Below are 26,077 nucleotides of genomic sequence, written 5' to 3'. Positions count from 1 at the left end.
CGGTGAAACTACCCTGAACGGCATGCGAAAGCGCACACTATTCCGGCTCGCGACCGGGACCGCCGCCCTCGGCGCGGCGACCCTGGCGTACGCGTCACTCGTCGAGCGCAACATGTTCACCCTGCGGCGGTACGACGTGCCGGTGTTGCCGGCCGACGCGGAGCCGCTGCGGGTCCTGCACCTGTCGGACCTGCACATGATGCCCGACCAGGGGCGCAAGCAGCGCTGGGTGGCGTCGCTGGCCGCGCTCGACCCCGACCTGGTCGTGGTCACCGGGGACAACATGGCGCACCCCGGCGCCGTGCCCGGCGTGCTGCGCGCCCTCCAGCCGCTGCTCGACCTCCCGGGGGCCTTCGTCTTCGGCTCCAACGACTACACCGGGCCGGTCTGGAAGAACCCGTTCACCTACTTCCTGCCCGACCGGGAGTACACCGAGGGCGTCGAGCTGCCGCACGAGGAGCTGCGCGACGTCTTCGTCGGCGCCGGCTGGGCGGACCTGAACAACGCCCGCACCACCCTCAAGGCCGGCGGCCGGGTCGTCGAGCTGCTCGGGGTCGACGACCCGCACGTCGAACGGGACGACTACGACTCGGTCGCGGGGCCGGTGTCGCCCACCGCCGATTTGTCGATCGCGCTCACCCACTCCCCCGAGCCGGCCGTCCTCGACCGGATGGCCGCCGACGGCTTCGGGCTGATGCTCGCCGGGCACACCCACGGCGGTCAGGTCTGCGTACCGGGGATGGGGGCGCTGGTCACCAACTGCGGACTGCCCCGCTCCATGGCGCGCGGCCTGCACCGCTGGCCCGGCTCCGACTCCTGGCTGCACGTCTCCGCCGGGCTCGGCACCCACCCGACCGCGCCGGTCCGGTTCGCCTGCCCTCCGGAGGCGAGCGTGCTCACCCTGATCCCCCGCTGACCCGTACGCCTGCGATCCGCCGGGCCGCTGCCCACGGCCCGGCGGCCGGGCCGGCGATCCGCGCGGGGTGACCCGGGGGCGCACGCGGCACCGGGCCCGCCCCCGGCCTCGGCGTTGTCCGCCCTGTCGAGCTGAGTCGTTCACGACATCAGGCGCGGCGTGCGACCGGTCCCGCGCGCTTCCCGCGCGGTCGGGAGGGCCGGCACGGCGGTGGGGGTACCGAGTTGGACCCCCGACCGGGGTGGGCTACTATTTGTCGGCACGCCTCGGGGTGTGGCGCAGCTTGGTAGCGCGCTTCGTTCGGGACGAAGAGGTCGTCGGTTCGAATCCGGCCACCCCGACCGAGATGGGCAAGGCCAGGTGAGATGACTTCTCACCTGGCCTTTTGCCACATCCGGCTTGATCTAGCTCATTGAGCTACACCACTGTCGCCCCGCCGCCTTGGTCGTCGTTCTCGTCGGGAGTCAGCGAACGACTCCCGCACCCGGTCCGCGCCGGCCTCGAACGCGTGCGTGTAGCGGTCGAGCGTGTTCGAGATCTGCTCATGCCCCATCACGCGGGCACCGTCGTTGAGCGGCACGCCGTCCGTGATCAGTCAGGTGGCGTAGGAGTGCCGCAGGTCGTGGAAGCGGAGCCCGCCTTGCGCCATACGGGACAGGCGAAGCACGGGCAACCCGCCGGTTCGGGAGTTCCTCGCTGACCTCGTTGCCGTCGCGGTCGCGCCAGGTCGCGCGCCACGCGCGGGGGCCGACCTGGGCCACCTGGCCGAGAAGCCCGGCACGCACGAGCGCCGGTCGCCAGATCCAGGCTCTGAAGACGGTGCGGCGCATCGATTCGCCCGCTTCGTTGGTGAAGACCTCGCCGGCCGCGCCCGGCGGCACGGCCTTGCGGTGGCGCCGCAGTTCGCCCACCGCGAACGGCGGCAGCGGCACCGTGCGCCGGCCCGCGCGGAACTTCGGGTAGGGCTTGAAGGTTCCCCGCGATGATGCGATCCCGCACGGCCAGCGCCAACACAGCCCGCAGCACTCCCGGACGCTCGCCGGGGCCAGGCGCTGGTCCGGCTCGGTTGCCCACGCCACCGCGCTGTGGCCGCCCGGTACGACAAGTTAGCCTTGCGTTACGAAGCTGCCATTCACGTCACCGCCATCAACGAATGGCTACACGCACTTCGAGACACGCCCTAGCCGCGGGCGGGCGAGTCCAGGTGCTCCCCGAGCAGGCGCTGGGCGATGACCCCTTCCGAGACCGCTCGCTGACCGGCGTAGCAGACCCAGTGCAGCCCAGCGGCGTCCACACCATTGCATCCGCCCGCGATGTTGCCCTGATCGTCAACGAACGCGTGCTTGACGTTGGTGTAATCGGTCGCTGCGGGCCGGGGTGCCGTCTTCACCTTCTCCCGCTTAGCGGGATTGGGCAGCACGTCTGACTTCGGGGCGCGGCTGAGAGTGCAGTCGAAAACGACGTGGTCGGTCGTGGTGCACGACGGGTCGGTGCCCTCGAAGATCACGGCAGCGCCGGGCATGCCGCTGGCCACGGTTTCCTCGGTGAGGTATGCGACAGCGGCCGCCGTACCGGCACCGGCCGCAACCACTCCGGCGGTAATCGCTGTGATCAACCCGGCCCGCGACAGCCGGCGACGACTCCTGCTGACCGGGGCAATCTGCAGAGTGCGTTGTTCATTCATTGGCACGTGAACCTCCAGGTCGTGGCGCTTGCACCTGGTCTATGCCAGAAATCCAGTCCGATGTTTCACCGATGAAGACCACAGCCCAGAAGGGTGTGGTTTGAGCCTCAAGGCGGGCAATCGACCTGCTCTCCAGCGGAGCAGAAGCGGCATCGGCGGCTGGGCTGGTCTCAGTTGTGGCCTTATCCGGCGATTGGGGATTTCACCCCCTGCACCACCGGCACCTGATGACGCTGCGGACAGCCCCTGCCTGCTGCTGCGGTCAGCGGCAACCGGATCGGCCATGCCCCTACCGGATCGACCATGACCAAGACGCCTGGGACGTGCAGCAGCGCCCGAAAGGCTGTTGTCGTCTATCGAGCCTGCACGATTTGATGTCCACAGCTTTCCGGCCGGACGATCCCGGCTGGATACGGGAAGGGCCATCCACTGTGACAGTTACCCGGCCACGTCGTGGCCTCATCGGCGCGCTCGCGCTGACGCTGGGCGTCAGCGGGCTCGCCCTCGTCGCGACCGGCAGTCCCGCCGTCGCGGCACCGCACTACGAAAGCACTCCGTCGATCCAGGTCGGCTGGACCGACTCCGCCACGCCGCGCAAGGCGTACGGGTGGAACGACGAGACGCACATGCCGCTCGGCACGTCCGTGGACGACGCGGGTGTCAGCCACACCTCTCGGGTGTACGCCACCTTCGATCTGTCCGCCTACGAGGGCCGGAAGATCTACGGTGGGACGGTCTTCATCGAGGAGTACAGCGCCGCCGACTGCGGAAAGCGGGCGATCGAGATCTGGCGCACCAAGCCGGTGAGCACCACGCCCACCTGGAACAGCGCTCCTGAGCCGCTGACCAAGCTGGACGAGGTCCTCACCCCGGAATGGTGCCCGAAGGCGAACCTGTCGTTTGACGTCGGTGCCGCCGTGCAGGACGCTGTGGCGCACAAGCAGCGCCGGATCACGTTCGAGATCCGCGTCCCGGAAGCCAACGAGAGCGACTCGGCCTACGGTCGTCGGCTCAACTGGTACCGCAGCGTCGGCCTGACCACGCAGTACAACTCGGTGCCGAAGGGCGACAACGCCCACCTTTACAACGGCGGGTTCCCGTGCACCCAGTTCCGTCCGTACCCACGGCTGGGCGGCTTCGCCAACGTGCTCCAGGCCCTCGGCACCGACGCGGACCCGGATGACGAGTACCGCCTCACCAGCGAGTTCGCAATCTGGCCGACGGGCGATGCGGCGGCCCGACAGGTCTTCACCAGCGAGCACGCCGTCTCGGGTCGGGTGCACACGGCCAACCTGCCGGCGGGCACGCTCGTCGACGGCAAGTCGTACGCCTGGCAGGCCCGGGTGGGTGACGGGGCGGACTTCTCGGCCTGGTCGAAGAAGTGCTTCTTCACCTACGACGGCACCAGCCCCACGGCGCCGACGGTCGCCTCCGCGAACTACCCGGCCGACGACACCGGCGAGCAGGCCCCGGCGGGTGTGCCGGGCACCTTCACCTTCTCCGGCGGCGGCAACAAGGACGTGGCGGGCTTCCAGTACTCGTGGAACGGCCTCGGGGTGAACACGTGCGCGGCCTCGGGCGACCTGGGCCAGTTGGTCTGCCGCGATCCGTTCAGCCTGCCGAACACGGTCAGGGCAGACGTCCCTGGCGGCTCGGCGACCGTAACGCTGAACCCGACCGGGTCCGGGCCGCAGCAGTTGACCGTGCGTTCCCTCGACCTCGCCGGCAACATCTCGGCCGAGACCGTCTACAGGACGATGGTTCCTCGGTCCGCGCCGGATGTCCGGGTCGAGAACGGGGATCCGCAGTGGGGGCAGGAGGTGGTGCTGAAGTTCGCCCCGGCGGCCGGCGTCACCGGCGTCCGCGAATACGAGATCGTCCTGGACAACGGCGATCGCGAGACGAGGCAGGCCGCCGAGGACGGCACCGCGCACTTCAGCTTCATCGCCGGCAACCCGCATGGGCACTCGGTGCGGGTACGCAGCATCAGCGACAACGGCTTCGTCTCCACGGAGGCCAGTTGGTCGACCCACTTCTACCCCGGCCCGGGCGTCAGGTCGGACGTCTACGTCCAGCCGCCGGACGGTTCGCCGGTCGGCGGAGTGGGCGTCGCAGGCACCTTCACCTTCTCCCCGCCGCCGGGCTGGACGGACACCGTGGCCTACCGGTACTCCTTCGTCGACGGCGAGGAGCTGACCGAGATCGCGGCTGATGCCGATGGTCGCGCAACGGTCACCTGGACGCCGACGACGAGCGGTTGGGTGCTGTTGACCGTGTACGCCGTCAAGGCCGACGGCACCTGGAGCGAGTACGGCAACTGGTACTCGTTCGAGGTGGCGGCCAGTTCCTGAGCTTGCTCGTACCTGACGGAGGGCCTGGCACCAGCTGGGCCCTCCGTCACGTACGATGGCGCCTGTCAGTCGTGTTGCTCGGTGCGCGCGATCTCGGTGAACGCGGCCGTCAGGTAGCCGTCGAGGGGCCGTCCGGTGGCGGCGAGCAGGTCGGCGACGAGCAGCGGCGCGTGCCGCGCCACGGCGGGCGGGTCGGGTGGCGACTCGTCGCCGTCCGGGTCGTAGACGCCGAGGGCGCCCGCCAGCAGGACGAGCACCACGTGCGGGTCGACGTCGGGCTGCCACTGCGCGGCGTCGCGCACGCAGCCCTCGAGCACCTGGCGGACGTCGTCGCCGTCCAGGCCGTTCGGGTGGGTCTCCTCCAGCAGCAGCCGGACCACCGCGCCGAGCACCAGGCCCGACCGGTCGGCCGCCGCGAGCCGGGCCACCGCGACGTCGTACGCCTCGGGGGCGCGCTCGCGCGCGGCGGCGACCGCGTCGGTGGCGGCGGTGGCGATCTCGCGGGCCGGTGCGGGCAGGTGTCGCCAGGTGGTGGTCATCCCGACCAGGATCGCAGAGGGGTACGACGCCGGCAGACGCGCTTCCGGGTGTGACACCGCGCACACACTGCGCGTGAAACTACGGGCCTAAAAGGTCTCGCGCCGCGTCACACCCAGAGCACAGAATCGGGGGATGCTCAGTCGCGCCCTGCCCCGCCGCCCCGAAGCCCGGCGGATGCTCATCGGCACGCTGTTGTCGGCGATCGGGCGCGGCCTCACCCTGCCGTTCCTGTTCATCTACCTGACCGACGTCCGCGGCCTCACCGACACCCGCGCCGGCCTGGTGATCGGTTGGTACGGCGTGATCACGCTGGCGTTGTCGCCGATCGGCGGCACGCTCATCGACCGGTTCGGCGCCCGCCGGATCCTGCTGACGGGCCTGGTGATCGAGGCGGTCGGCACCGGGTCGCTGGCGCTGGTCGACTCGAGCGCCTCGGCGTTCGGGGTGATGACGCTGGTGGCGATGGGCAGCTCCGTCATCTGGCCCGGGCAGAACACGATCCTCGCCTCGCTCACCGACGCCGACGAGCGGCAGCGGGTCTTCGGGCTGAACTTCGCCCTGCTCAACCTCGGCATCGGCCTCGGCGGCCTGACCTCCGGCGCGATCGTCGACACGACCCGCGCGGTCACGTTCCAGACGATCTACGTGCTCGACGCGATCAGCTACCTGATGCCCGCGCTGATCCTGCTGACCCTGCCGCACGTGGGCCACCGGCTCGCCGCCGCAGCGGCCGCGGACCGGGCGTCGGCCGGCGGCTACCTCACCGTGCTGCGCGACCGCCCGTTCCGGCGGCTCGTCATCTTCGGCCTCGTCCTGACCACCTGTGGCTACGCGCAGATCGAGGTCGGCTTCACCGCGTACGCCGTGCGGGTGGCCGAGGTGACGCCGCGCGTGGTCGCCTGGGCGCTGGCCGGCAACACGGTGATGATCGTGCTCTCCCAGCTGCTGGTCCTGCGGCGGATGGAGGGGCGCAGCCGGACGGGCGGGCTCGCGGTCGTGGGCGCGGTCTTCGCGATCGCCTGGCTGGTGCTGGGGGCCGGGGGCGTGGTCGGCCCGAGCAACGCGCTGATTGCCGCCCTCTGCGTCGTGGCCTGCTCGGCGATCTTCGGCTTCGGCGAGACCCTGCTGTCACCGGTGATGCCGGCGCTGACGAACGCGCTCGCCACGGACGCGCTGCGCGGCCGGTACAACGCCATGAGTTCGATGATCTTCGGCATCAGCGGGGTGATCGGCCCCGTCACGGCGGGCCCGCTGCTCGGTGCGGCCAACGGCCGGATCTGGGTCGTGGCGGTCGTCAGCGGTTGCCTGGTGGCCTCGCTCATCGCGCTCTCCCTGCGCCGGCTGCTCACGCCGGCCCAGGACGGCCGCGCGCCGGCCACCCCGCCGGCCGCCGAACCGGCCCCCGCGCAGGCCTGACCACCGGACGGACAACCCGGCCCGGCCGGGCCACCGGACGGACAACCCGGCCCCGGCTCAGGCCCGAGCACCGGACGAAGAACCCGGCCCCGGCCCGCCAACGGACGGAAGACCGGCCTGGTCCAGGCCCCTCCACGACGGAGAACCCGGCCCGGCCACTGGACGACGACGGGCCCCGGAGCAGTCGCTCCAGGGCCCGTCGGTGCTTACCGCTGCCGTCAGGCGGCGGGGACCTCCGCGGTGGTGCGGATGCGGTCCAGGGCCGGCGCCGAGACCGGGGACTCGGCGGTCAGGTAGGCCACGAACGCGTCCAGGTCGATCATGCCGGTGACCGCGTTGGTGCCGCCGGTGAGGACGGTGAAGCCGTCGCCGCCGCCGGAGAGGAAGTTGTTCACCGTCACCCGGTACGTGGCGTCGGCGGTGACCGCCACCCCGCCGAGGGTGAGGCTACCCCGGACGACCCGGGTGCCGGAGCAGGCGTCGGCGGCGGTGCCGGTGGTGCCGGCGGGGTCGACGACGTACCGGACGGTCGACGACGGGTAGAGCGTCCGACCGGTGACGAACTGCTGCTCCAGCAGGCAGTAGAGCTGCGCGCCGGTGAGGTCGAGGGTCACGAGGTTGTTGGCGAACGGCTGGACCGTGAACGCCTCCTCGTAGGTGACCGGGCCGGCGTCGAGGTCGGCGCGTACGCCACCGGGGTTCATGAACGCGGCGACCGCGCCCTGCTCGCCGTCGGTGGCGGCGAGCTGCGCGTCGGCGATCAGGTTGCCCAGCGGGGACTCGCCCAGCGTCGTACCGAAGAGGGTCTCCTGGGTCTTCTTGATCTCCGTGGTGGTCTGGCCGACCTCACGGCCGGCCACCGGGCCGAGCACGGTCTTGTAACGGTTGATCAGGTCGGTCTGCGCCCGGTCCGGGGCGACGTCCCGGGTGACCACCACGTTCTCGGCCTTGGCGCTGATCACGTCGCCGGTGCGCCGGTCGATGGAGAGGTCGATGTCGGTGACCAGACGACCGAAGGAGCTGGCGCTGGTGACGAGCTTGCCGGCGATGTCGCAGTTGTACGCCTGGTGGGTGTGTCCGCTGACGACGACGTCGATCGACGGGTCCATCCGGTTGGCGATGTCCACGATGGGGCCGGAGATGCCCTTGCAGTCGTTGATGCCGCCGGTGGCCTCCTGCGTGCCGCCCTCGTGCAGCAGCACGACGATGGTCTCGACGCCCTGGCGGCGCAGCTCGCGGGCGTACCGGTTGGCGGTCTGCGCCTCGTCGGCGAAGGTCAGGCCGGCCACGCCCTGCTGGCTGACGATGCGCGGGGTGCCCTCCAGCGTCATGCCGATGAAGCCGACCTTGACGCCCTGCACCTTGTGGATGGCGTACGGCGCCAGCAGCGGCTGGCCGGTCGCGGTCTTGAAGGCGTTCGCGGAGAGGTACTGGAAGCCGGCGCCCTCGTAGGGGGTGCCGTCGACGCAGCCGTCGACCGGGTGGCAGCCGCCGTTCTGGATGCGCAGCAGCTCGTCGGCGCCCTCGTCGAACTCGTGGTTGCCGACGCTGGCGTAGTCGAGCCCGGCCAGCGACAGCGCCTCGATGGTCGGCTCGTCGTGGAACGCGGCGGAGAGCAGCGGGGAGGCGCCGATCAGGTCGCCGGCCGCCACGGTGATGGTGTTCTGCTCCTTGGCGGCGCGCTTGCGCAGCTCGGCGAGCTGGGTGGCGAGGTATTCGGCCCCGCCGGCGGGCTTCCCGGCGATGGTGCCGTTGGTGGTGCCGGACGGCGGTTCGAGGTTGCCGTGGAAGTCGTTGAGGGCGAGCAGCTTGACGGCGACCGGCTTCGGGCCGGCGTCCGCCTGGTCGGGGGTGGTCGTGACCGCGCCGAGGGCGGTCACGGCGAGCGCGGTCAGGCCGATGGCGGCCCGGCGCATCCCGGGGTTGGACATGGAACTCCTCGTGGGAAGCCGGCGCGGGCACCCGGATGACGGTCAACCCGGGGGCCGACCGCGCCGTCGACAGTGTTCGGTCGCGGTGACGTCGGTGGGGGGATCGCCGCCGCGTCACCGACAGCTTCTCATCGCCGCCCGTCCCCGTCGACCGGGGCGTGCCCCCGGAGCTGGGCATACCCGCGACCGGGGCAGGTCCGGAGGGGCGTTTCCGACATGCCCGGCAGTACCGCCGGCCCCGGTCGCCCGGGGCCGGCGGCACCCCTCAGCAGTACGTGTAGCTGCCCTTGCTCCCCCACGAGCAGGAGTCGATCAGGGTGCCGGACGAGTTGCGCAGGTAGGCCTTGTCGCCGGTGTTGTTCCAGATGTAGGCGCCCGAGCCCCAGTAGCGGTGGGTCGAGCTGTTGGTGCCCCTGCCGGTGTGCACGAAGACGCTGGCGCCCGGGGCCAGCCGGAAGTCGCCGGAGAACTTGTAGACGTGGTTGGACTGGTCGCGCAGCGTCCAGTACTTCAGGTTGACGGTGGTGGAGCGCCGGTTGGTCAGCCGGACGTACTCGGCGTTGAGGCTGGAGTTCGAGCGGTTGTCGGCGCCCGGCGAGTTGTAGTAGGCCTTGGTGATCTGGACGGCCGGGGTGGCGGCCTGGGCCGGGCCGGCGGCGGTCAGCGAGACGCCCACCGCGACGCCGAGCGCCACCGCGAGACCGATCAGCCTTCTCCTCATGCGATTCCCCCACACATACGGCCGGTCGTGGAGCCGGCGGATGAGCCGTGCCCGCGCACGACCGGCCGAGGTTATCGATCTCCGATGGTGATTGTGGACGGTGAAACGACCGTCCCGGACAATTGCGTCCGCCCGGTTGACCCGCTGCCGGCCGGCGGGACGTGCGCCGGTCGTCCGACCGACCGCCGGGGTGACCGGGCGGCGGCAGTACGGTCACCGAGCGTCCCGTCCCCGCGCGGCGTTCGGCGCTCGGGACCGTACGGTGCGTCGGTCAGCCCGGCACCTCGTGCCGGTCCGCCCCGGCGATCAGCGCCGCGACGGCCGCCGCGTCCCAGGCGCCGGCGACTCCCGGCCGGGCCAGCAGGTAGCGGGCGATCCGGTCGGCGTCCCAGCCGTGCGACTCGCGCAGGCCGCGGGCGATCATGTCGAGGTAGGCCGGGGCCGGGGCCCGCCACCGCACCTCGGACGCCGCCCACGGGGCGGTGAAGGTCAGCAGCGGGAGCCCGTCGAGCCGGCCGGGGCAGAGCAGGGTCTCGTACCGGCCGGGGCCGAGGGTGGCCCGTCCGGTGGCGACGGCCTCCGCGATCAGGCCGGCGTCGGCGCCGGGTTCCCGGTACATCTCCTGGGCGGCCACGTCGGCGAACTGCCCGACGTCGAGCAGGTAGGCCCGGGCCGCCGCCGCGCCGGGGAGCGCCGGGTCGTAGAACGCCATCCCGCCGGTCCACGCCCGGGACTCGCCGGCGAAGTAGACGCCGCCGGGCAGCGACACCGGCACCGTACGCCTGGGAGGTCGCGGGTCCCGGCAGCCCGGATACGTCCGCCGCCCGCCGGGCGGGCAGCCTCCCGCCAGGTAGAAGCCGAGCCGGGCGGCGTGCATGTTCGACCCGTACGCGACGTACCAGACCTCGCCCACCGCGACCGACCGTCCCGGCGGTCAGAAGCCACAGGTCATGCCGGCAGCGTGGCTGGCCTGCACCAGGTGCGTGACGCAGCCGCTCCCGGTGAGGAGGTGCAGCAGGAAGCCGGTCGGCTCGACGACCCAGCCGAACTGGTCGTCCGCGCTGGTGGTGAGGGAACTCTGCCGCCAGGTGCTCGGCGCCGTGGTGAGCACCGTGCCGGCGAAGTTCACGGTGACCGGGCGGTGGACGTGGCCGGCGACCACCCGGACGACGTGCGGATGGCGGGCGACCACCTCGGCCAGCTCGTCGCCGTCGGTCAGCCGGATGTCGTCGAGGAACGGGATGCCGACCGGTGCCGGCGGATGGTGCAGGCAGACCACGGCCGGCACCTCGGGCCGACCGGCCAGCACCCCGTCCAGCCAGCCGAGCTGGTCCTCGCCGAGGCAGCCGGCGCCGCCCCCGCCCGGCATCAGGGAGTCCAGCACCACGACCGTCGCCTCCGGGTGGTCCACGTGGTAGTGCGCCGAGAAGCCACCGCCGAGCCAGGGCGTGCCCCCGAACGCGTCGAGCAGCGACTCCCGGTCGTCGTGGTTGCCGGCGACCAGGTGCACCGGCAGCGGGAACCGGCCGATGACCTCGCGCAGCGTCGCGTACTCGTCGGGGCGGCCACGGTCGACCAGGTCGCCGGTGATCACCACGCAGTCGGGCCGGGGATTCAGCGCCAGCACCCGGCCCAGGGCGCGGTGCAGGCCGGCGGCCGGCTCGGCGGCGAGCACGCCGGTGGTCACGTGCGGATCACTGAGCTGGGCGATGAGCATCGGTGCCTCCACTCGACCGGGACCCTCACGCTATCGCCGCGAGCCCCGGCGCGCGGCCCGCCGAACCCACAGGCCCTGTCCACAGCCTGTGGATGGCACATGTGTACGAAAGCGTGGACGATCTTGGCCCGGGGTGGTCCCGCGCCTGTCTGAGTACCCTTGATCGCGGGCCCGCCCGCCGGTCGCAGCCCTCCCTACCTGGAACGACGTGCCGAGTGGATCACGAGCGAGTCATCCGTGACGTCACGGTCCGCCTCCCCATGGCGTCGACCGCCGTCGAGGCGTGCCGGTGGACGGTCACCGCGCTCGCCCGCCACGCGCCGGCCACCATCTCCGTCCTGCTGCACGTCCACGACCGGCTCCGCTGCGTCGCGGCCACCGGCTCCTGGCAGGTCTTCTCCACCGTGCCGCCGAAGACCGGGATCGTGGGCCGGGTGTACGCCTCCGGCGAGACCGCCGTCGTGCCCGACGTCGCCGCCGACCCCGACTACATCCCGGTACGCCCCGACGTCACCGCCGAGGTGTGCGTACCGGTGCTGGACCCGGCGGGCCGGCCCATCGGGGTGCTGGACCTCCAGTGGTGCGGCCCGACCGACCTCGCCCCGTGGCGCGACACCGCCGAGCGGCTGGCGGCGCGGCTCGGGGCCCGGATCGTGGCGCTCGGCGGGCCACCGGCGGAGAGCCGCAGCGAGAAGCTCCTGCGGCACGCCGCCGCGCTGACCTCCGCGTCGACGGAGTGGGACCTGTTCGCCGCCGCGATCGCCGCCGCCCGGGACGTGTCCACGCTCTCCGCGGCGGTACTGGTGCTCGCCGGCCCGGACGGGCCCCGCCTGGGTACGCCGCCGGCCACCCCGGGCGAGCTGGAGGCCCGGATCCGGGCGGAGCTGGCCGAGGCGGGCCCCGCCGCGCTGGACGGGCTGGTCGCCCGCGCCCACCGCCACGGCGTGGGCTACACGCTCGGCGAGTCGGGACACCCGCCCGTCCCCGACCACCGGCCGCTGACCCGGGCCGGGGTGCGCACCCTGGTCGCGGCGCCGGTCGGCCGGCCCGACGACGGCGGGGTGCTGCTGGTGGCCGACGAACGGCTGCTGCGCCCCGACCCGACCACGGTCAACCTGTTGGAGCTGCTCGCCGGCCAGGCGTGGAGCTGCCTCGACCGGCTGCGTACCCTGGCGCGCCTGCGCGAGCAGGCCAACTCGGACCCGTTGACCGGGCTGCGGCACACGGGGCCGTTCGGCCAGCGGATCGCGGCGGCCACCCCGGGGCGTACGGCCCTGCTGGCGATCGACGTGGACGGCTTCAAGGCCGTCAACGACACGTACGGCCACCAGGCCGGCGACCGCGTGCTCGTTCGGCTGGCCCGGGCCCTGGAGGCGGCGCTGCGGCACGGCGACGAGCTCTACCGCATCGGCGGCGACGAGTTCGTGGCGGTGATCGAGGTGAGCCGCCCCGACGAGGCGGTCCGGATCGCGGAGCGCCTGGCCGAGGCGGCGAGGCGGATCGGCCGCACGATCAGCGTCGGGGTGGCCCTCCCCCGCCCCGGCGAGTCACCCGAGGCCACGCTGCGCCGCGCCGACCAGGCGCTCTACGCGGTGAAACGCCAGGGCCGCGACGGCGTCCGCCTGGCCCCCGCCTGACCCCCACCCCACCCCTCACACAAACCCGTCGACCGTCCTGCGTCGATCATGAAGTTCTGGTGCCCCGCAAAAGCCACGAAAGGGCACTTCCGCCCACCACAAGTCCATGATCGACGCGTGGGGCGGGGGCGGCTCAGCGGACGGTCAGTTCCTTGGCCAGGAGTTCGGCTATCTGGGCCGTGTTGAGGGCCGCGCCCTTGCGGAGGTTGTCGCCGGTGACGAAGAAGTCCAGGGCGCGGGGGTCGTCGACGGCGCGGCGGATCCGGCCCACCCAGGAGGGGTCGGTGCCGACCGCGTCGATGGGCATCGGGAACTCGCCCGCCCCCGGGTCGTCGACCAGGATCACCCCGGGGGCGTTCCGCAGCACCTCGCGGGCGCCCTCGGCGTCCACCTCGGTGGCGAAGACGGCGTGCACCGCCACGGAGTGGCCGGTCACCACCGGCACCCGTACGCAGGTGGCGGAGACCTTCAGGTCGGGCAGCCCGAGGATCTTGCGCGACTCGTTGCGCAGCTTCATCTCCTCGGACGACCATCCCGCATCGGCCAGGGAGCCGGCCCAGGGCACCACGTTGAGCGCCAGCGGCGCGGGAAACGGGCCCACGTCGTCGCCGACCGCCTGGCGTACGTCACCGGGGCGGGAGCCGAGCACCCGGTCTCCCGCGATCTTGGTGAGCTGGGCGTGCAGGGTGTCCACGCCGCTCTGGCCGGCGCCCGAGGCCGCCTGGTAGGAGGCGAGCACCAGTTCGCGCAGCCCGTACTCGCGGTGCAGCGGGGCGATCGCGATGATCATCGCCAGGGTCGTGCAGTTGGCGTTGGCGATGATCCCCTTCGGCCGGTTGCGTACCTGCTCGGGGTTGATCTCCGGCACCACCAGGGGGACGTCGCGGTCCATCCGGAAGGCGCCGGAATTGTCCACCGCGACGGCCCCGCGGCCGACCGCGATCGGCGCCCACCGCGCGGAGACCTCGTCCGGGACGTCGAACATCGCCACGTCGACGCCGTCGAACGCCTCCGGGGTCAGCGCCTGGACGGTCAACTCCTCGCCCCGGCAGCGCAGCCGCCGCCCGACCGAGCGCTCGGAGGCGAGCAGCCGGATCTCGCCCCAGACGTTCTTCCGGCCGCTGAGCAGCTCGCACATCACCGTGCCGACGGCACCGGTCGCCCCGACCACGGCCAGGGTGGGCAGCGGCGACACGGTGGCTACCGTCCCGTCCCCGCGTAGACGACGGCCTCGGTGTCGCCGCCGAGGTCGAAGGCCTCGTGGATGGCGCGCACGGCGGCGTCGAGGTCGGTGTCGCGGCAGACCACGGACACCCGGATCTCCGAGGTGGAGATCATCTCGATGTTCACCCCGGCCGCGCCGAGGGCGGCGAAGAAGCCGGCCGCGACGCCGGGGTGCGAGCGCATGCCGGCCCCGATCAGCGAGACCTTGCCGACGTGGTCGTCGTAGAGCAGGCCCTTGAACTTGACCGACTCCTGGATCTTGCTCAGGGCGGCCATGGCCGTCGGGCCGTCGGCCTTGGGCAGCGTGAAGGAGATGTCCGTGCGGCCCGTGCCCTCGGTGGACACGTTCTGCACGATCATGTCGAGGTTGATCTCGGCGCCGGCCACGGTGTCGAAGATCCGCGCGGCGGCGCCCGGCTCGTCGGGCACGCCCACGATCGTGATCTTGGCCTCGCTGCGGTCGTGGGCGACCCCGGTGATCAGTGCTTGCTCCACAGGAAGGTCCTCCATCGATCCGGTGACCATCGTGCCGGTGTTGGTCGAGTATGACGAACGGACGTGGATCGGCAAGCCCGCCCGGCGGGCGTACTCCACGCTGCGCAGATGCAGGATCTTGGCGCCGCAGGCGGCCAGCTCCAGCATCTCCTCGTAGGTGATCTGGGTGATGTGCCGCGCGTTCGGGACGATCCGCGGGTCGGCGGTGAAGACGCCGTCCACGTCGGTGTAGATCTCACAGACGTCCGCGTGCAGCGCGGCGGCGAGCGCCACGGCGGTGGTGTCGGAACCGCCCCGGCCCAGCGTGGTGACGTCCTTGGTGTCCTGCGAGACGCCCTGGAAGCCGGCGACGATGACCACCGCGCCCTCGTCGAGCGCGCCCTTGAGCCGCCCCGGCGTGACGTCGATGATCCGCGCCCGGCCGTGCACCGACGTGGTGATCACGCCCGCCTGCGAACCGGTGAACGAGCGGGCCTCGTACCCCAGGTTGTGGATGGCCATGGCGAGCAGCGCCATGGAGATCCGCTCCCCGGCGGTGAGCAGCATGTCCAGCTCGCGGCCCGGCGGCAGCGGGCTGACCTGGTTGGCCAGGTCGAGCAGCTCGTCGGTCGTGTCCCCCATGGCGGAGACCACCACGACGACGTCGTCGCCGGCCTTGCGGGCGGCGACGATGCGCTCGGCGACCCGCTTGATCCGCTCCGCGTTGGCGACGGAGGACCCGCCGTACTTCTGCACCACGAGTGCCACGACGGTGCACTCCCTCCCAGCGACGACCCTGAGCGTGCCGGCGCCGCCGGATAGGAGCCGGCGGCGCGTGTCAGACGCACCCAGGGTATCGGTCGGCCGACCCGGCCGGGTCGGGTGATCCCACGATCCGGCCCGGCCGCCCGGGGCGGGGTGGTGCGCGACACGCCGGGGCGGCGCGCGTGGCAGGGCCCCCGTGCGCCGTTTGCGGGCCGCAGAATGGCCCCGTGCACGCCCATCTCCGCCCGGCCGGCCCTCCCGCGAAGCCCGCGCGCCCGCCGGTGCGTCCGGCCCGACGCCTGGCCGGTCCGCTCGCGCTCGCCCTGCCCGCGCTCCTCGTCGCCTGCACCGCCGACGAACCGGCCACCCGGCCCACGCCCACCTCGACACCGGCGCCGGCGGGGGTGGACGCGGCGCGCGACGAGTTGGCGGCGCTGGCGGCCGCCGCGCAGGATCGGCACCTGGTCGCCAGCTACACGCTGCGCACCCCGGAGTCCCCGGCCCGGACGATCCTGGTGACCAGCGCGAACGACGGCAGCTGGCGGGTCGACGTGCCGGGCGGCGCGCTCGGCGGCACCGCCGACGTCTCGTTCGCCGCCACCGCCGACGGGCTGTTCCAGTGCGCCCTGCCGTCCGCGGCCCGGCCCGAGCCGGCGTCCTGCGTACGCCTCGGCGACCGGGACGAGGCCGTGCCCCGCCGGCTCGACCCCCGGGTGCAGCACCCGTTCACCGACTGGCTGGACGTGCTGACCGACCGGCGGGCCCCGCTCGCCGTGTCCCCCGCCGAGCCGCCGCCCGGCGCGTCCGGCGCCTGCTACTCGGTCGAGACCACCTCGGCGTCGATCAACGCGCCGCTGGACGTGGGGATCTACTGCTACGACCCCGACGGCACGCCCACGGCGGTGCGCACCGAGTCCGGCACGCTGATCCTCGCCGGGACGCCCGCGCCCGCCCCGGCCACCGTGCAGCTGGCCGGGCCGGTGGTCGACGCCGAGCCGCTCGGCACGGCGGCGCCGGAACCGGGCGCGGAGACGACCGCGAGCCCGGGCGCGGGAACGCCGTGACGCCGCCGACGTTACGGGTGCCGTTCGCCACATTCGGACATCCCGCCCTTAACCGCTGAATCGCCCTTACGGGACACTCACCCCATGGCCGACCTCACCCCGCTGCTCGCGTTCCGCTGGAGCCCCCGGTCCTTCGACCCGGTGGCGGAGCTGTCCCGCGAGGACGCCACCGCGCTGCTGGAGGCGGCCCGCTGGGCGCCCTCGGCCGGCAACGCCCAGCCGTGGCGGTTCGCGCTCGGGCACCGGGACGACGAGACGTTCAAGCGGATCCTGGTCAACCTGCCGGAACGGGAGCAGCGCTGGGCGCAGCGCGCCGCCGCCCTGCTGCTCGGCGCGCACCGCACCGGATCCGCCGGGCACGCGTACGACCTGGGCCAGGCGGTCGCCCACCTCACCGTGCAGGCCACGGCGCTCGGCCTGCACGTACGTCAACTGCACGACCTCGACCACGCCGGCCTGGCCGCCGACCTCGACCTGCCGGCGGGCGTACGGCCGCACGTGGTGGCGGCCGTCGGGCAACTCGGCGACCCGCTCAGCCTCCCCGCCGACCTGCTGCGCTCCGAGACCGGGCTGCGCCGCCGGCTCCCCTTGGCCGAACTCCTGCTGACCAGCCAGGCTGCGAAATGCGTCTCATAGTCCGGACCGACCTTCCCGCACCCCGGCCCACCACGTAGGGTTACCTGGTCATGTGGCGGGCGTACCTTCTCCTTGGTCGCCGCGACGAGGCCTGAAGGCCGGCACCTCGTCGCGGAGTCGAACCGCGCCGTCCAGCACATCCGAACTTCCCATCGGCAACCGCCCGGGCACCGTCGCCCGGCACCTGGCCGACACCTTCCGATTGCTGACGCCACATGTTCCAGGGAGCACTCCGTCATGGCTCAACCCGTCACCGACGCTGACACCGATCCGATCGCCCGGCAGCGCCCCAGCCGGATGCCGTACCACCGCTACCAGCCGTACCAGCAGCAGTTCCGGCTCGACCTGCCCGACCGCCTCTGGCCGACGCGGCACGTCGAGGCCGCGCCGCGCTGGTGCGCGGTGGACCTGCGCGACGGCAACCAGGCGCTGATCGACCCGATGTCGCCGGAGCGCAAGCGCCGGATGTTCCAGTTGCTCGTGCAGATGGGCTACAAGGAGATCGAGGTCGGCTTCCCCTCGGCTAGCCAGACGGACTACGACTTCGTGCGGCAGCTCATCGAGCAGGACCTGATTCCCGAGGACGTCACCATCCAGGTGCTCACCCAGTGCCGGGAGCACCTGATCGACCGCACCTTCGAGTCGCTGCGCGGCGCGCGGCGGGCGATCGTGCACTTCTACAACTCGACCTCCACGCTCCAGCGGCGGGTGGTCTTCGGGCTGGACCGCGACGGCATCGCCGACATCGCCACCCAGGGCGCGCGGCTCTGCCGCAAGTACGCGGAGATCCACACCCCGGACACGGACATCTACTACGAGTACTCGCCCGAGTCCTACACGGGCACGGAGCTGGAGTACGCGCTGGAGGTCTGCGCCAAGGTCATCGAGGTCGTCGACCCGACCCCGGACCGCAAGCTGATCGTCAACCTGCCGGCCACCGTCGAGATGGCCATGCCGAACGTCTACGCCGACTCGATCGAGTGGATGCACCGGCACCTGCCCCGCCGCGACAGCCTGGTGCTGAGCCTGCACCCGCACAACGACCGGGGCACGGGCGTCGCCGCCGCCGAGCTGGGGCTGCTGGCCGGCGCGGACCGGGTCGAGGGCTGCCTCTTCGGCAACGGCGAGCGCACCGGCAACGTCGACCTGGTGACGCTGGGGCTGAACCTCTTCTCCCAGGGCGTCGACCCGATGATCGATTTCTCGAACATCGACGAGGTGCGGCGGGCCGTCGAGTACTGCAACCAGCTCCCGGTGCACGAGCGCCACCCGTACGCGGGCGACCTCGTCTACACCGCCTTCTCCGGCTCCCACCAGGACGCGATCAAGAAGGGCTTCGACGCGCTCGCCAAGGACGCGGCGGCGGCCGGGGTGCCGATCGACCAGCACACCTGGGCGGTGCCCTACCTGCCGGTCGACCCGAAGGACCTGGGCCGCACCTACGAGGCGGTCATCCGGGTCAACTCGCAGTCCGGCAAGGGCGGCGTCGCGTACATCATGAAGAGCGAGCACCAGCTCGACCTGCCGCGCCGGCTCCAGATCGAGTTCTCCGGCGTGGTCCAGCAGGTCACCGACCACGACGGCGGCGAGGTCGACCCGGGCACCATGTGGGAGATCTTCGCCACGCACTACCTGCTCGACCACCAGGTCGACCCGGCGCTCACCCTGGACGGCTACGCCATCGGCACCGCCGAGGGCAAGGTCGAGATCGAGGCCCGCGTCGGCCTGGGCGGGGAGCCCCGCTCGCTGACCGCCGTCGGCAACGGCCCGATCGACGCGTACGTCAACGCGCTCCAGGCGGTGGGCGTGGCGGTACGGGTGCTCGACTACCACGAGCACGCGCTCTCCTCCGGTGGGGACGCGCAGGCCGCCGCCTACGTGGAGTGCGAGGTCGACGGCCGTACGGTCTGGGGCGTCGGCACCGACGCCAACATCGTCACCGCCTCCGTGAAGGCCGTGACGAGCGCCGTCAACCGCGCCCGCGCCTGACGGCCGGAAGGGCACCCCGTTCAGGCGGGGTGCCCTTCCGGGCGCCGGGGTGGGCGGTGGATGAGCAGGGCCGCCATCGCCGCCCCGGCCAGCAGCAGGCCGGCGCACCAGAGCATCGCGCCCCGGTACGCGCCGGTCAGCGCGGCCGGCTGCGCGTAGCCGGAGCCGGAGAGCCCGACCAGCAGCGGGAGCGCCGCCACCGCCAGCAGGCCGCCCGCCCTGGATGCCGCGTTGTTGAAGCCGCTCGCCACACCGGCGAACCGGTCGTCGACCGCGGCCAGCACCGAGGCCGTCAGCGGCGCCACCACCAGCGTCAGCCCGATCCCGAAGAGCACCACCCCGGGCAGCACGTCCCGCCAGTACGACGCGTCGGGTTCGACGCCGCGCAGCAGCACCAGCCCGGCGGCGGCGACCACCGGCCCGACGGTCAGCGGCAGCCGCGGCCCGATCCGCGCCGACAGCGCGCCCGCCCGCGCCGAGCCGACCAGCAGCAGCACCGTCATCGGCAGCAGCGCGACCCCGGTGAGCAGCGCCGACCAGCCGACCACGTTCTGCAGGTAGACGGCGAGGAAGAACGTGAAGCCGCCGAGCGCCGCGTAGACGAGCACGGTGAAGACGTTCAGCACCGAGAAGAGCCGGCTGCCGAACAGGCCGGTGGGCAGCATCGCGCCGTCCCCCCGGCGCCGCTCGACCAGCACGAAGGCCACCGCGCCGGCCACGCCCGCCAGCGCGGCGGCGAGCACCGGCACCGAGTCGACGCCCCGGACGGGGGCGTCGATCAGCGCGTACGTGACGCCGGCCAGGGCGAGCGCGCCGAGCAGCGCGCCGGCCACGTCGAACCGGCGGCGGTGCCGCCCTGGCCCCCCGGTACGGGACGCGGCCTCGTCCCGGCTCTCCGGCACCCAGCGCAGCGCCGCCAGCACCACGAGCACGGCCAGCGGCAGGTTGAGGAAGAAGATCCACCGCCAGGAGAGCGCGTCGATCAGCCAACCGCCGAGGAACGGGCCGAGCGCGGTGGAGACGCCGGACAGCCCCGACCAGGCGCCGATGGCGCGGCCCCGGTCGTCCGGGTGGATGCTGGCCTGGAGCACCGACAGCGAGCCGGGGGTGAGCAGCGCGCCCCCGGCGCCCTGGAGGAACCGGGCCGCGACCAGCCACTCGGTGCCCTGGGCCAGGCCGCAGAGCAGCGACGCGAGAGTGAACCAGACCACACCCAGCAGGAAGACCCGCCGCCGCCCGAAGCGGTCGCCGAGCGCGCCCCCGAGCAGGACGAAGGCCGCGAGCATCAGCAGGTACCCGTTGACCGTCCACTGGAGACCGGCGACGGTGGCGTCGAGGTCCGCACCGAGACGGGGCAGCGCCACGTTGACCACGGTGGTGTCCAGGAAGACCATGCCGGAGGCGAGGACGGCGGCGAGCAGGGTGCCCCGTCCGTGGGCGGTGCCCAGCCGGAGCGCGGGCGTGGTTTCGGTCATGGCGTCCAATCTGCCCCGCGCGATATGAGAGACGCCACGAATCGCCGAAACCGGGCCCGGGTACTGTGCGGGATCGCCGGGAGCCCGCAAGCTGGAGAGGTGTCGTCTGTGCGTACCAGATCAGGACCGCGTGCCGCGGTGACGGCCGCGCTCGCGGCGGCGCTGGCGCTCGGCGCGGCCGGTTGTGTCGCCGTCGACGAGCCGGACGCCGCGCCGAGCAGCGGTGGCGGCGGCGGCAACGCCGCGCAGAAGCTGACCCAGCTCACCGTGGCCACCGCCGGGTCGATGAAGGGCTACAGCCGGGAGCGCTTCCCGCACTGGCGCGACACCGGCAAGAACTGCGACGTACGCGACAGCGTGCTCAAGCGCGACGGTGAGGACATCAAGCTCTCCGGCTGCAACGTGGTCGACGGCCGCTGGGAGAGCGTGTACGACGGCCGCGCCTTCACCGACCCGTCCGACGTGGACATCGACCACATGGTGCCGCTGGCGAACGCGTGGCGTTCGGGCGCCGACGAGTGGGACGACGCGAAGCGGGGCGAGTTCGCCAACGACCTGGACCGGCCGCAGCTCATCGCGGTTTCCGCCTCCTCGAACCGGGCAAAGGGTGACCAGGACCCGTCCCAGTGGAAGCCGGCGAACCGGTCGTTCTGGTGCCAGTACGCCGAGAACTGGGTGACGGTCAAGCACCACTGGCGGCTCACGGTGACCAGTGCCGAGAAGGCCGCCCTGACCGACATGCTGGAGGGCTGCACATGGGCGAGCAAGCCGTGACCGGCGCCGGGGCCACCCCCGCCCCGGAGCAGACGCCGGACGCCACCGGGCAGGACGCGGCGGCGGCCACCGGCAGCGCGCCGGCCGGCCCGGCCACGGCCGGCATGACGGCGGACGGCGCGGCCGGCACGACCACCGGGGTGCCGGGGGCGGGGATGGCCGCCGACGCCGAGGGCACGTCGACCGCCGCGCGGGAGCTGACGGCCGACGTCGTGCCCGGCCCGGGCGGGGTGATGACCGACGAGGTCGGGGTGGTCACCGGCGAGCTGACCCTGCGCACCGGATACGCCGACGGCCGGGCGACGCTGACGGTGCAGTACAAGGACGCCGACGAGTGGTACACGGTCACCGGCGGCAGCGTGGCGCTGGCCGACCCGGCCGGGCTGGACGCGGTGCACGGCATCGCGGTCGCCCTGCTGCACCGCCCCGAGGGCTGACCCACCGCCCGCCCGGACGCGGCCCCGTCGAGGGACCGCGTCCGCGACGGGGATCAGACGTACGAGCCGGGCTCGTTGGGCGCGGAGACGGTGTGCGGTTCCTCGCCCTCGCCGACGGGGCGGGTGAGCTGCACGCTGACCTTGTGCGGGCGCAACTCCCCGCTGGCGATCCGCTCGGCGAAGTGGCAGGCGACCCGGCTGCCGCCGACATCCCGCAGCGCGGGCCGCTCGTCGGCACAGCGGGTCGGCTGCGCCCACGGGCAGCGGGTGTGGAAGCGGCAGCCCGCCGGCGGGTTCGCGGGCGAGGGCAGGTCGCCGGCGAGCAGGATGCGCTCGCGGCGGTCCTCCACGTCCGGGTCCGGCACCGGCACCGCCGACATCAACGCCCGCGTGTACGGGTGCATCGGCTCCGTGTAGAGCCGGTCGCTCGGCGCCTCCTCGACCAGCGCGCCCAGGTACATCACGCCGACGGTGTCGGAGATGTGCCGGACCACCGCGAGGTCGTGCGCGATCACCAGGTAGGTCAGGCCGAGGGTGTCCTGGAGGTCGTCGAGGAGGTTCACCACCTGGGCCTGGATCGACACGTCGAGCGCGGAGACCGGCTCGTCGGCGACGATCAGGTCGGGCCCGAGCACCAGCGCGCGGGCGATGCCGATGCGCTGCCGCTGGCCGCCGGAGAACTCGTGCGGATAGCGGGAGAGCGCCCAGCGGGGCAGGCCGACCTTGTCCAGGGTCTCGCCGATGACCCGTCGCCGCTCGTCCCGGTTGCCGCCGATGCCGTGGGCCTGCAGGCCCTCGGTGAGGATCGACTCGACGTTCTGCCGGGGGTCCAGGCTCGACATCGGGTCCTGGAAGATCATCTGCATCCGGCGACGCATCGACCGCAGCTTGCCCGACGACAGCTTCGTCAGCTCGACGCCGTCGAACCGGACCTCGCCGCCGGTGGGCGGGGTGAGCTGGAGCAGCGCCCGACCCAGCGTCGACTTGCCGCAGCCGGACTCGCCGACCAGGCCGTACGTCTTGCCGCGCGGGATGCTCAGGTCGACGCCGTCGACGGCCTTCACGTGGCCGACCGTCCGGTCGAGGATCACCCCCCGCCGGATCGGGAAGTGCACCTTCAGGTCGCGGACCTCGACGAGGAATTCGCTCTCGGTCACGGCTTCTCCTCCTCGCGCGGTGCGGGCACCGGGCCCGCGGTCGCCTCCGCCGCCGGGGCGGTGGCGGCCGGCGCCTGCGCCGGGGCGGTGCCGGTGGCGGCCGGCCGGGGCACGGTGCCGGGCACCGGCGCCGGGTTGACGCAACGGTAGCTGCGGCCGTCGTGGGCGAGCACCAGCGCGGGCGGCTCCCCCACGCACTCGTCGATCCGCCGCGTGCAGCGCGGCGCGAAGGCGCAGCCGTCCGGCCAGGGCAGCAGGTCGCGGACCGAGCCCGGGATCGGGTTCAGCCGCTCGCCGCGCCCGGCGTCCAGGCGCGGCACCGAGCCGAGCAGCCCCACGGTGTACGGGTGCCGGGGCTCGCGGAACAGCGGGCGACGGCGGGCCGTCTCCACCACCCGGCCGCCGTAGAGCACGTTGATGCTGTCGCACATGCCGGCGACCACGCCCAGGTCGTGCGTGATCATCACCAGGGCGGTGCCGGACTCCCGGACCAGTTCCTTGAGCAGCTCCAGGATCTGCGCCTGGATGGTGACGTCCAGCGCCGTGGTGGGCTCGTCGGCGATCAGCAGCCGGGGCTTGCAGGCCACCGCCATCGCGATCAGGGCGCGCTGCCGCATGCCGCCGGAGAGCTGGTGCGGGTACTCCTTCAGCCGCCGCTTCGGGTCGGGGATGCCGACCCGGTCCAGCAGGGCCGCCGCCTCCTTCTCGGCCGCCGCGCCCTTCATCCCCCGGTGCCGCGTGAGCACCTCGGTGACCTGCAATCCGATCGGGATCACCGGGTTCAGCGACGAGAGCGGGTCCTGGAAGATCATCGCGACGTCGCGACCCCGGATGTCCCGCCGGGACCGGTCGTCGAGCTGGAGCAGGTCCGTGCCGTCGAAGACCGCCTTGCCGCCGACGCGCAGGCCCGGCTGCTTGGGCAGCAGACCCATGATCGCCAGCGACGTGACGCTCTTGCCGCAGCCGGACTCGCCGACCAGGCCGACCACCTCGCCCGCGTCGACGGAGAAGGAGACCCCGTCGACGGCGTGCACGGTGCGCTGACCGCGCCGGGCGAAGGTGACGGAGAGATCTTCGACATCAAGCAGAGCCATGTCGGGCCCGCCTTTCGTTCGCGACTGCGGGGCTCGCAAGCTCACTCCTCGCGCTCACCGGCCCTACTTCCGCAGCTTCGGGTCGAGTGCCTCGCGCATCGCCTCGCCGAGCAGGGTGAAGCCCAGCGCGGTGACGATGATGGCGAGGGCGGGCAGGATCGCCAGCCGGGGCGCGGAGTCGAGGTACTGCTGCGCGTCGGCGAGCATCACACCCCACTCGGGGATGGAGGCGTCGTTGTTGCCGAGGCCGAGGAAGGAGAGCGCCGCGGCCTCGATGATCGCGGTGGCCAGGGTGAGGGTGGCCTGCACGATGACCGGGGCGAGCGAGTTCGGCACCACGTGGGTCAGCGCGATCTTCGGCTTCTTCACGCCCAGCGAGACGGCGGCCAGGACGTAGTCGCTGTTCGCCTGGGAGATCATCGAGCCGCGCAGCAGCCGGGCGAAGACCGGCACCGACACCACGCCGACCGCGATCATGACCGTGGTCAGACCGGCGCCGAGCAGGGCGGCGATGCTGATCGCCAGCAGCAGGCTCGGCATGGCCAGCAGCATGTCGACGAAACGCATCAGCACGTTGTCGACCGCCCGGCCCCACCGGCCGCCGAGGCCGGCGGCGGCGCCGGCGATCCCGCCGATCAGCGAGCCGACCGCGAGGCCGATCAGGGTGGAGACCACGCCGACCAGCAGGGTCTGCCGGGCGCCGACGATCATGCGGCTGAACTCGTCGCGACCGATGTGGTCGACGCCGAACCAGTTCTCGCCACGGAAGCCGGGGAAGTCGCCGAGGCGGATCTCGCTCTTCCAGAGCTGGGCGTCCGGGGGGTGCGGGACGAAGAACGGCCCGAGGATGGCGACCAGCAGGAACAGGCTCAGGATCACCGCGCCGACGATCGCCGCCGGGTTGCGCCGCAGCCGGCGGAACGCCTCCTTCCAGAGGCTGACGCCGCGCTCGTCCTCCCGGGCCGCCAGTTCGGCGAGCCGGTCGATCTTTTCCTTCTTGGTGCCGCCGGTGATCGTCATCGGACCCTCACCCTCGGGTCGATCAGGCTGTAGGAGAGGTCGACCAGGAGGTTCACCAGCACGTACACCACCGCGATGATCAGGATGAAGCCCATCAGGACCGGATAGTCACGCTGGCTGATCGCCTCGTAGATGAAGGCTCCGATGCCGCTGAAGGCGAAGACGGTCTCGGTCAGCACCGCGCCGGAGAGCAGGCCACCGGTGAGCAGGCCGATCGAGGTGACCACCGGCAGCATGGAGTTGCGCAGCACGTGCCGGCGCCGGACCGTGCTCTCGGTCAGGCCCTTCGCCTCGGCGGTGCGGACGAAGTCCTCGTTGAGCACCTCCAGCACGCTGGCGCGGGTGATCCGGACGATGATCGCCAGCGGGATGCTGGCCAGCGCGACGGCCGGCAGCACCAGGTGCCAGAGCGCGTCGGCGGCGGCGTCCCACTCCCGGGTCATGATCCCGTCGAGGACGAAGAAGTTGGTGACCCGCGTCGCCCCGAGCGTCGGGTCCTGCCGGCCGCTCGCGGGGAACCAGCCGAGGTTCTCCGCGAAGATCGCCTTGAGCACGTACGCGAGGAAGAAGACGGGGATGCAGATGCCGATCAGCGAGCCGCCGACCGAGAGGTGGTCCAGCATCCGGCCGCGGCGCCGGGCCGCCAGGTAGCCCAGCGGGATGCCGACGCCGACCGCGATCAGCATCGCGGTGACGGACAGCTCCACCGTGCCGGGGAAGCGTTCGACGAACTCGGTGACGACGGTCCGCTTGGTGGAGGTCGACGTGCCCAGGTCGAGGCGGATCAGCCGCCGCACGAACCGGCCGTACTGCACCAGGATCGGCTCGTCGAGGCCCATGTTGCGCCGGATCTGGGCGCGCATCTCGGGCGTCCCACGCTCACCGAGGATGGCGGTCTCGGGACCGCCGGGCAGTCGGCGGAGCCAGATGAACAGCAGGAGGGAGAGCCCGAACAGCGTGGGTATCAGCTGGAGCAGGCGTCTGACGATGAACCGGAACACGGCGGCCTCGTAAGGGGTACGGAGGGTCGCGGGCGGGCGCTGCCGAAACAGCGC

The 26,077-nt window shown here is 72.6% G+C and carries 22 protein-coding genes and 1 tRNA gene; 10 read left to right on the top strand and 13 right to left on the bottom strand.

Features of this window, described 5'->3' with window-relative positions:
- Positions 1-22: 22 nt before the first annotated feature.
- Positions 23-916, top strand: coding sequence for a metallophosphoesterase (locus AB0883_RS25005; protein WP_366643675.1), 894 nt, complete (start codon positions 23-25; stop codon positions 914-916).
- Between the two features lie 267 nt (positions 917-1,183).
- A tRNA-Pro gene (locus AB0883_RS25000) sits at positions 1,184-1,257 on the top strand.
- Between the two features lie 839 nt (positions 1,258-2,096).
- Here AB0883_RS25000 and AB0883_RS24995 read toward each other — a convergent pair.
- On the bottom strand, positions 2,097-2,600 hold the full coding sequence (locus tag AB0883_RS24995) for a hypothetical protein (protein WP_366643674.1): 504 nt from the start codon (positions 2,598-2,600) through the stop codon (positions 2,097-2,099).
- A gap of 323 nt (positions 2,601-2,923) precedes the next feature.
- Here AB0883_RS24995 and AB0883_RS24990 point away from each other — a divergent pair, with 323 nt between their 5' ends.
- Entirely contained in the window at positions 2,924-4,951 is a 2,028-nt protein-coding gene (locus tag AB0883_RS24990; RefSeq protein ID WP_366643673.1) for a hypothetical protein, read from the top strand.
- A 65-nt stretch (positions 4,952-5,016) separates the two neighbouring features.
- Here the strand turns inward: AB0883_RS24990 and AB0883_RS24985 are convergent, their stop codons facing one another.
- The gene (locus AB0883_RS24985) at positions 5,017-5,490 is read right to left on the bottom strand and encodes a hypothetical protein (protein WP_366643672.1); all 474 of its coding nucleotides are present in this window, start codon (positions 5,488-5,490) and stop codon (positions 5,017-5,019) included.
- A 133-nt stretch (positions 5,491-5,623) separates the two neighbouring features.
- On the opposite strand from AB0883_RS24985, the gene AB0883_RS24980 reads away from it, so the two are divergent.
- Entirely contained in the window at positions 5,624-6,907 is a 1,284-nt protein-coding gene (locus AB0883_RS24980; protein WP_366643670.1) for an MFS transporter, read from the top strand.
- Between the two features lie 218 nt (positions 6,908-7,125).
- Here AB0883_RS24980 and AB0883_RS24975 read toward each other — a convergent pair whose 3' ends face one another.
- The 4 genes from AB0883_RS24975 to AB0883_RS24960 form a co-directional block, all read right to left on the bottom strand.
- Entirely contained in the window at positions 7,126-8,838 is a 1,713-nt protein-coding gene (locus AB0883_RS24975; RefSeq protein ID WP_366643669.1) for a bifunctional metallophosphatase/5'-nucleotidase, read from the bottom strand.
- Between the two features lie 265 nt (positions 8,839-9,103).
- Positions 9,104-9,559 (bottom strand): lamin tail domain-containing protein, encoded by a 456-nt coding sequence (locus tag AB0883_RS24970; RefSeq protein WP_366643668.1) that lies wholly within the window; start codon positions 9,557-9,559, stop codon positions 9,104-9,106.
- Between the two features lie 271 nt (positions 9,560-9,830).
- Complete coding sequence (locus tag AB0883_RS24965; RefSeq protein WP_366643667.1) at positions 9,831-10,472, bottom strand: histone deacetylase; 642 nt, start codon at positions 10,470-10,472, stop codon at positions 9,831-9,833.
- 21 nt (positions 10,473-10,493) lie between these two features.
- Positions 10,494-11,276, bottom strand: coding sequence for a phosphodiesterase (locus AB0883_RS24960; protein WP_366643666.1), 783 nt, complete (start codon positions 11,274-11,276; stop codon positions 10,494-10,496).
- A 215-nt stretch (positions 11,277-11,491) separates the two neighbouring features.
- Here AB0883_RS24960 and AB0883_RS24955 point away from each other — a divergent pair, with 215 nt between their 5' ends.
- Positions 11,492-12,913 carry a diguanylate cyclase gene (locus tag AB0883_RS24955; protein WP_366643665.1) on the top strand — a complete coding sequence of 474 codons (1,422 nt, stop codon included), beginning with the start codon at positions 11,492-11,494 and terminating at the stop codon, positions 12,911-12,913.
- Between the two features lie 133 nt (positions 12,914-13,046).
- On the opposite strand, the gene AB0883_RS24950 is transcribed toward AB0883_RS24955, so the two are convergent.
- Together AB0883_RS24950 and AB0883_RS24945 are read right to left on the bottom strand one after the other, a co-directional pair.
- On the bottom strand, positions 13,047-14,108 hold the full coding sequence (locus AB0883_RS24950) for an aspartate-semialdehyde dehydrogenase (RefSeq protein WP_366643664.1): 1,062 nt from the start codon (positions 14,106-14,108) through the stop codon (positions 13,047-13,049).
- A 5-nt stretch (positions 14,109-14,113) separates the two neighbouring features.
- Positions 14,114-15,379 carry an aspartate kinase gene (locus tag AB0883_RS24945; protein WP_121401692.1) on the bottom strand — a complete coding sequence of 422 codons (1,266 nt, stop codon included), beginning with the start codon at positions 15,377-15,379 and terminating at the stop codon, positions 14,114-14,116.
- Positions 15,380-15,603: 224 nt separating this feature from the next.
- Here AB0883_RS24945 and AB0883_RS24940 point away from each other — a divergent pair, with 224 nt between their 5' ends.
- The 3 genes from AB0883_RS24940 (at position 15,604) to leuA (ending at position 19,065) form a co-directional block, all read left to right on the top strand.
- Positions 15,604-16,440 (top strand): hypothetical protein, encoded by an 837-nt coding sequence (locus AB0883_RS24940; protein ID WP_366643663.1) that lies wholly within the window; start codon positions 15,604-15,606, stop codon positions 16,438-16,440.
- An 84-nt stretch (positions 16,441-16,524) separates the two neighbouring features.
- Positions 16,525-17,076: a nitroreductase family protein gene (locus AB0883_RS24935; RefSeq protein WP_366643661.1), complete on the top strand. Its 552-nt coding sequence runs from the start codon at positions 16,525-16,527 to the stop codon at positions 17,074-17,076.
- Positions 17,077-17,313: 237 nt separating this feature from the next.
- Complete coding sequence (leuA, locus tag AB0883_RS24930) at positions 17,314-19,065, top strand: 2-isopropylmalate synthase (protein WP_366643660.1); 1,752 nt, start codon at positions 17,314-17,316, stop codon at positions 19,063-19,065.
- A 20-nt stretch (positions 19,066-19,085) separates the two neighbouring features.
- Here the strand turns inward: leuA and AB0883_RS24925 are convergent, their stop codons facing one another.
- A complete protein-coding gene (locus tag AB0883_RS24925; protein ID WP_366643658.1) occupies positions 19,086-20,540 on the bottom strand; it encodes an MFS transporter in 1,455 nt (484 codons plus the stop codon).
- A 108-nt stretch (positions 20,541-20,648) separates the two neighbouring features.
- On the opposite strand from AB0883_RS24925, the gene AB0883_RS24920 reads away from it, so the two are divergent.
- A complete protein-coding gene (locus tag AB0883_RS24920) occupies positions 20,649-21,314 on the top strand; it encodes an HNH endonuclease family protein (RefSeq protein WP_366643657.1) in 666 nt (221 codons plus the stop codon).
- Positions 21,296-21,751: a hypothetical protein gene (locus tag AB0883_RS24915; RefSeq protein WP_366643656.1), complete on the top strand. Its 456-nt coding sequence runs from the start codon at positions 21,296-21,298 to the stop codon at positions 21,749-21,751. The genes AB0883_RS24920 and AB0883_RS24915 overlap by 19 nt, the downstream gene beginning before the upstream one ends.
- Before the next feature lie 53 nt (positions 21,752-21,804).
- Here the strand turns inward: AB0883_RS24915 and AB0883_RS24910 are convergent, their stop codons facing one another.
- The 4 genes from AB0883_RS24910 to AB0883_RS24895 all read right to left on the bottom strand — a co-directional run bounded on the left by AB0883_RS24910 (position 21,805) and on the right by AB0883_RS24895 (position 26,023).
- Complete coding sequence (locus AB0883_RS24910; protein WP_121401698.1) at positions 21,805-22,908, bottom strand: oligopeptide/dipeptide ABC transporter ATP-binding protein; 1,104 nt, start codon at positions 22,906-22,908, stop codon at positions 21,805-21,807.
- Complete coding sequence (locus tag AB0883_RS24905) at positions 22,905-24,002, bottom strand: ABC transporter ATP-binding protein (protein WP_366643655.1); 1,098 nt, start codon at positions 24,000-24,002, stop codon at positions 22,905-22,907. Before AB0883_RS24905 ends, AB0883_RS24910 begins: the two co-directional genes overlap by 4 nt.
- A gap of 63 nt (positions 24,003-24,065) precedes the next feature.
- Positions 24,066-25,022, bottom strand: a complete 957-nt coding sequence (locus AB0883_RS24900; protein ID WP_366643654.1) for an ABC transporter permease — start codon at positions 25,020-25,022, stop codon at positions 24,066-24,068.
- Positions 25,019-26,023: an ABC transporter permease gene (locus tag AB0883_RS24895; RefSeq protein ID WP_366643653.1), complete on the bottom strand. Its 1,005-nt coding sequence runs from the start codon at positions 26,021-26,023 to the stop codon at positions 25,019-25,021. Before AB0883_RS24895 ends, AB0883_RS24900 begins: the two co-directional genes overlap by 4 nt.
- Between the last annotated feature and the right edge of the window lie 54 nt (positions 26,024-26,077).

Origin of the sequence: Micromonospora sp. NPDC047812, assembly GCF_040704175.1 — a bacterium.
Taxonomy (GTDB): Bacteria; Actinomycetota; Actinomycetes; order Mycobacteriales; family Micromonosporaceae; genus Micromonospora.
This window is presented reverse-complemented; position numbering and strand designations above follow the sequence as displayed.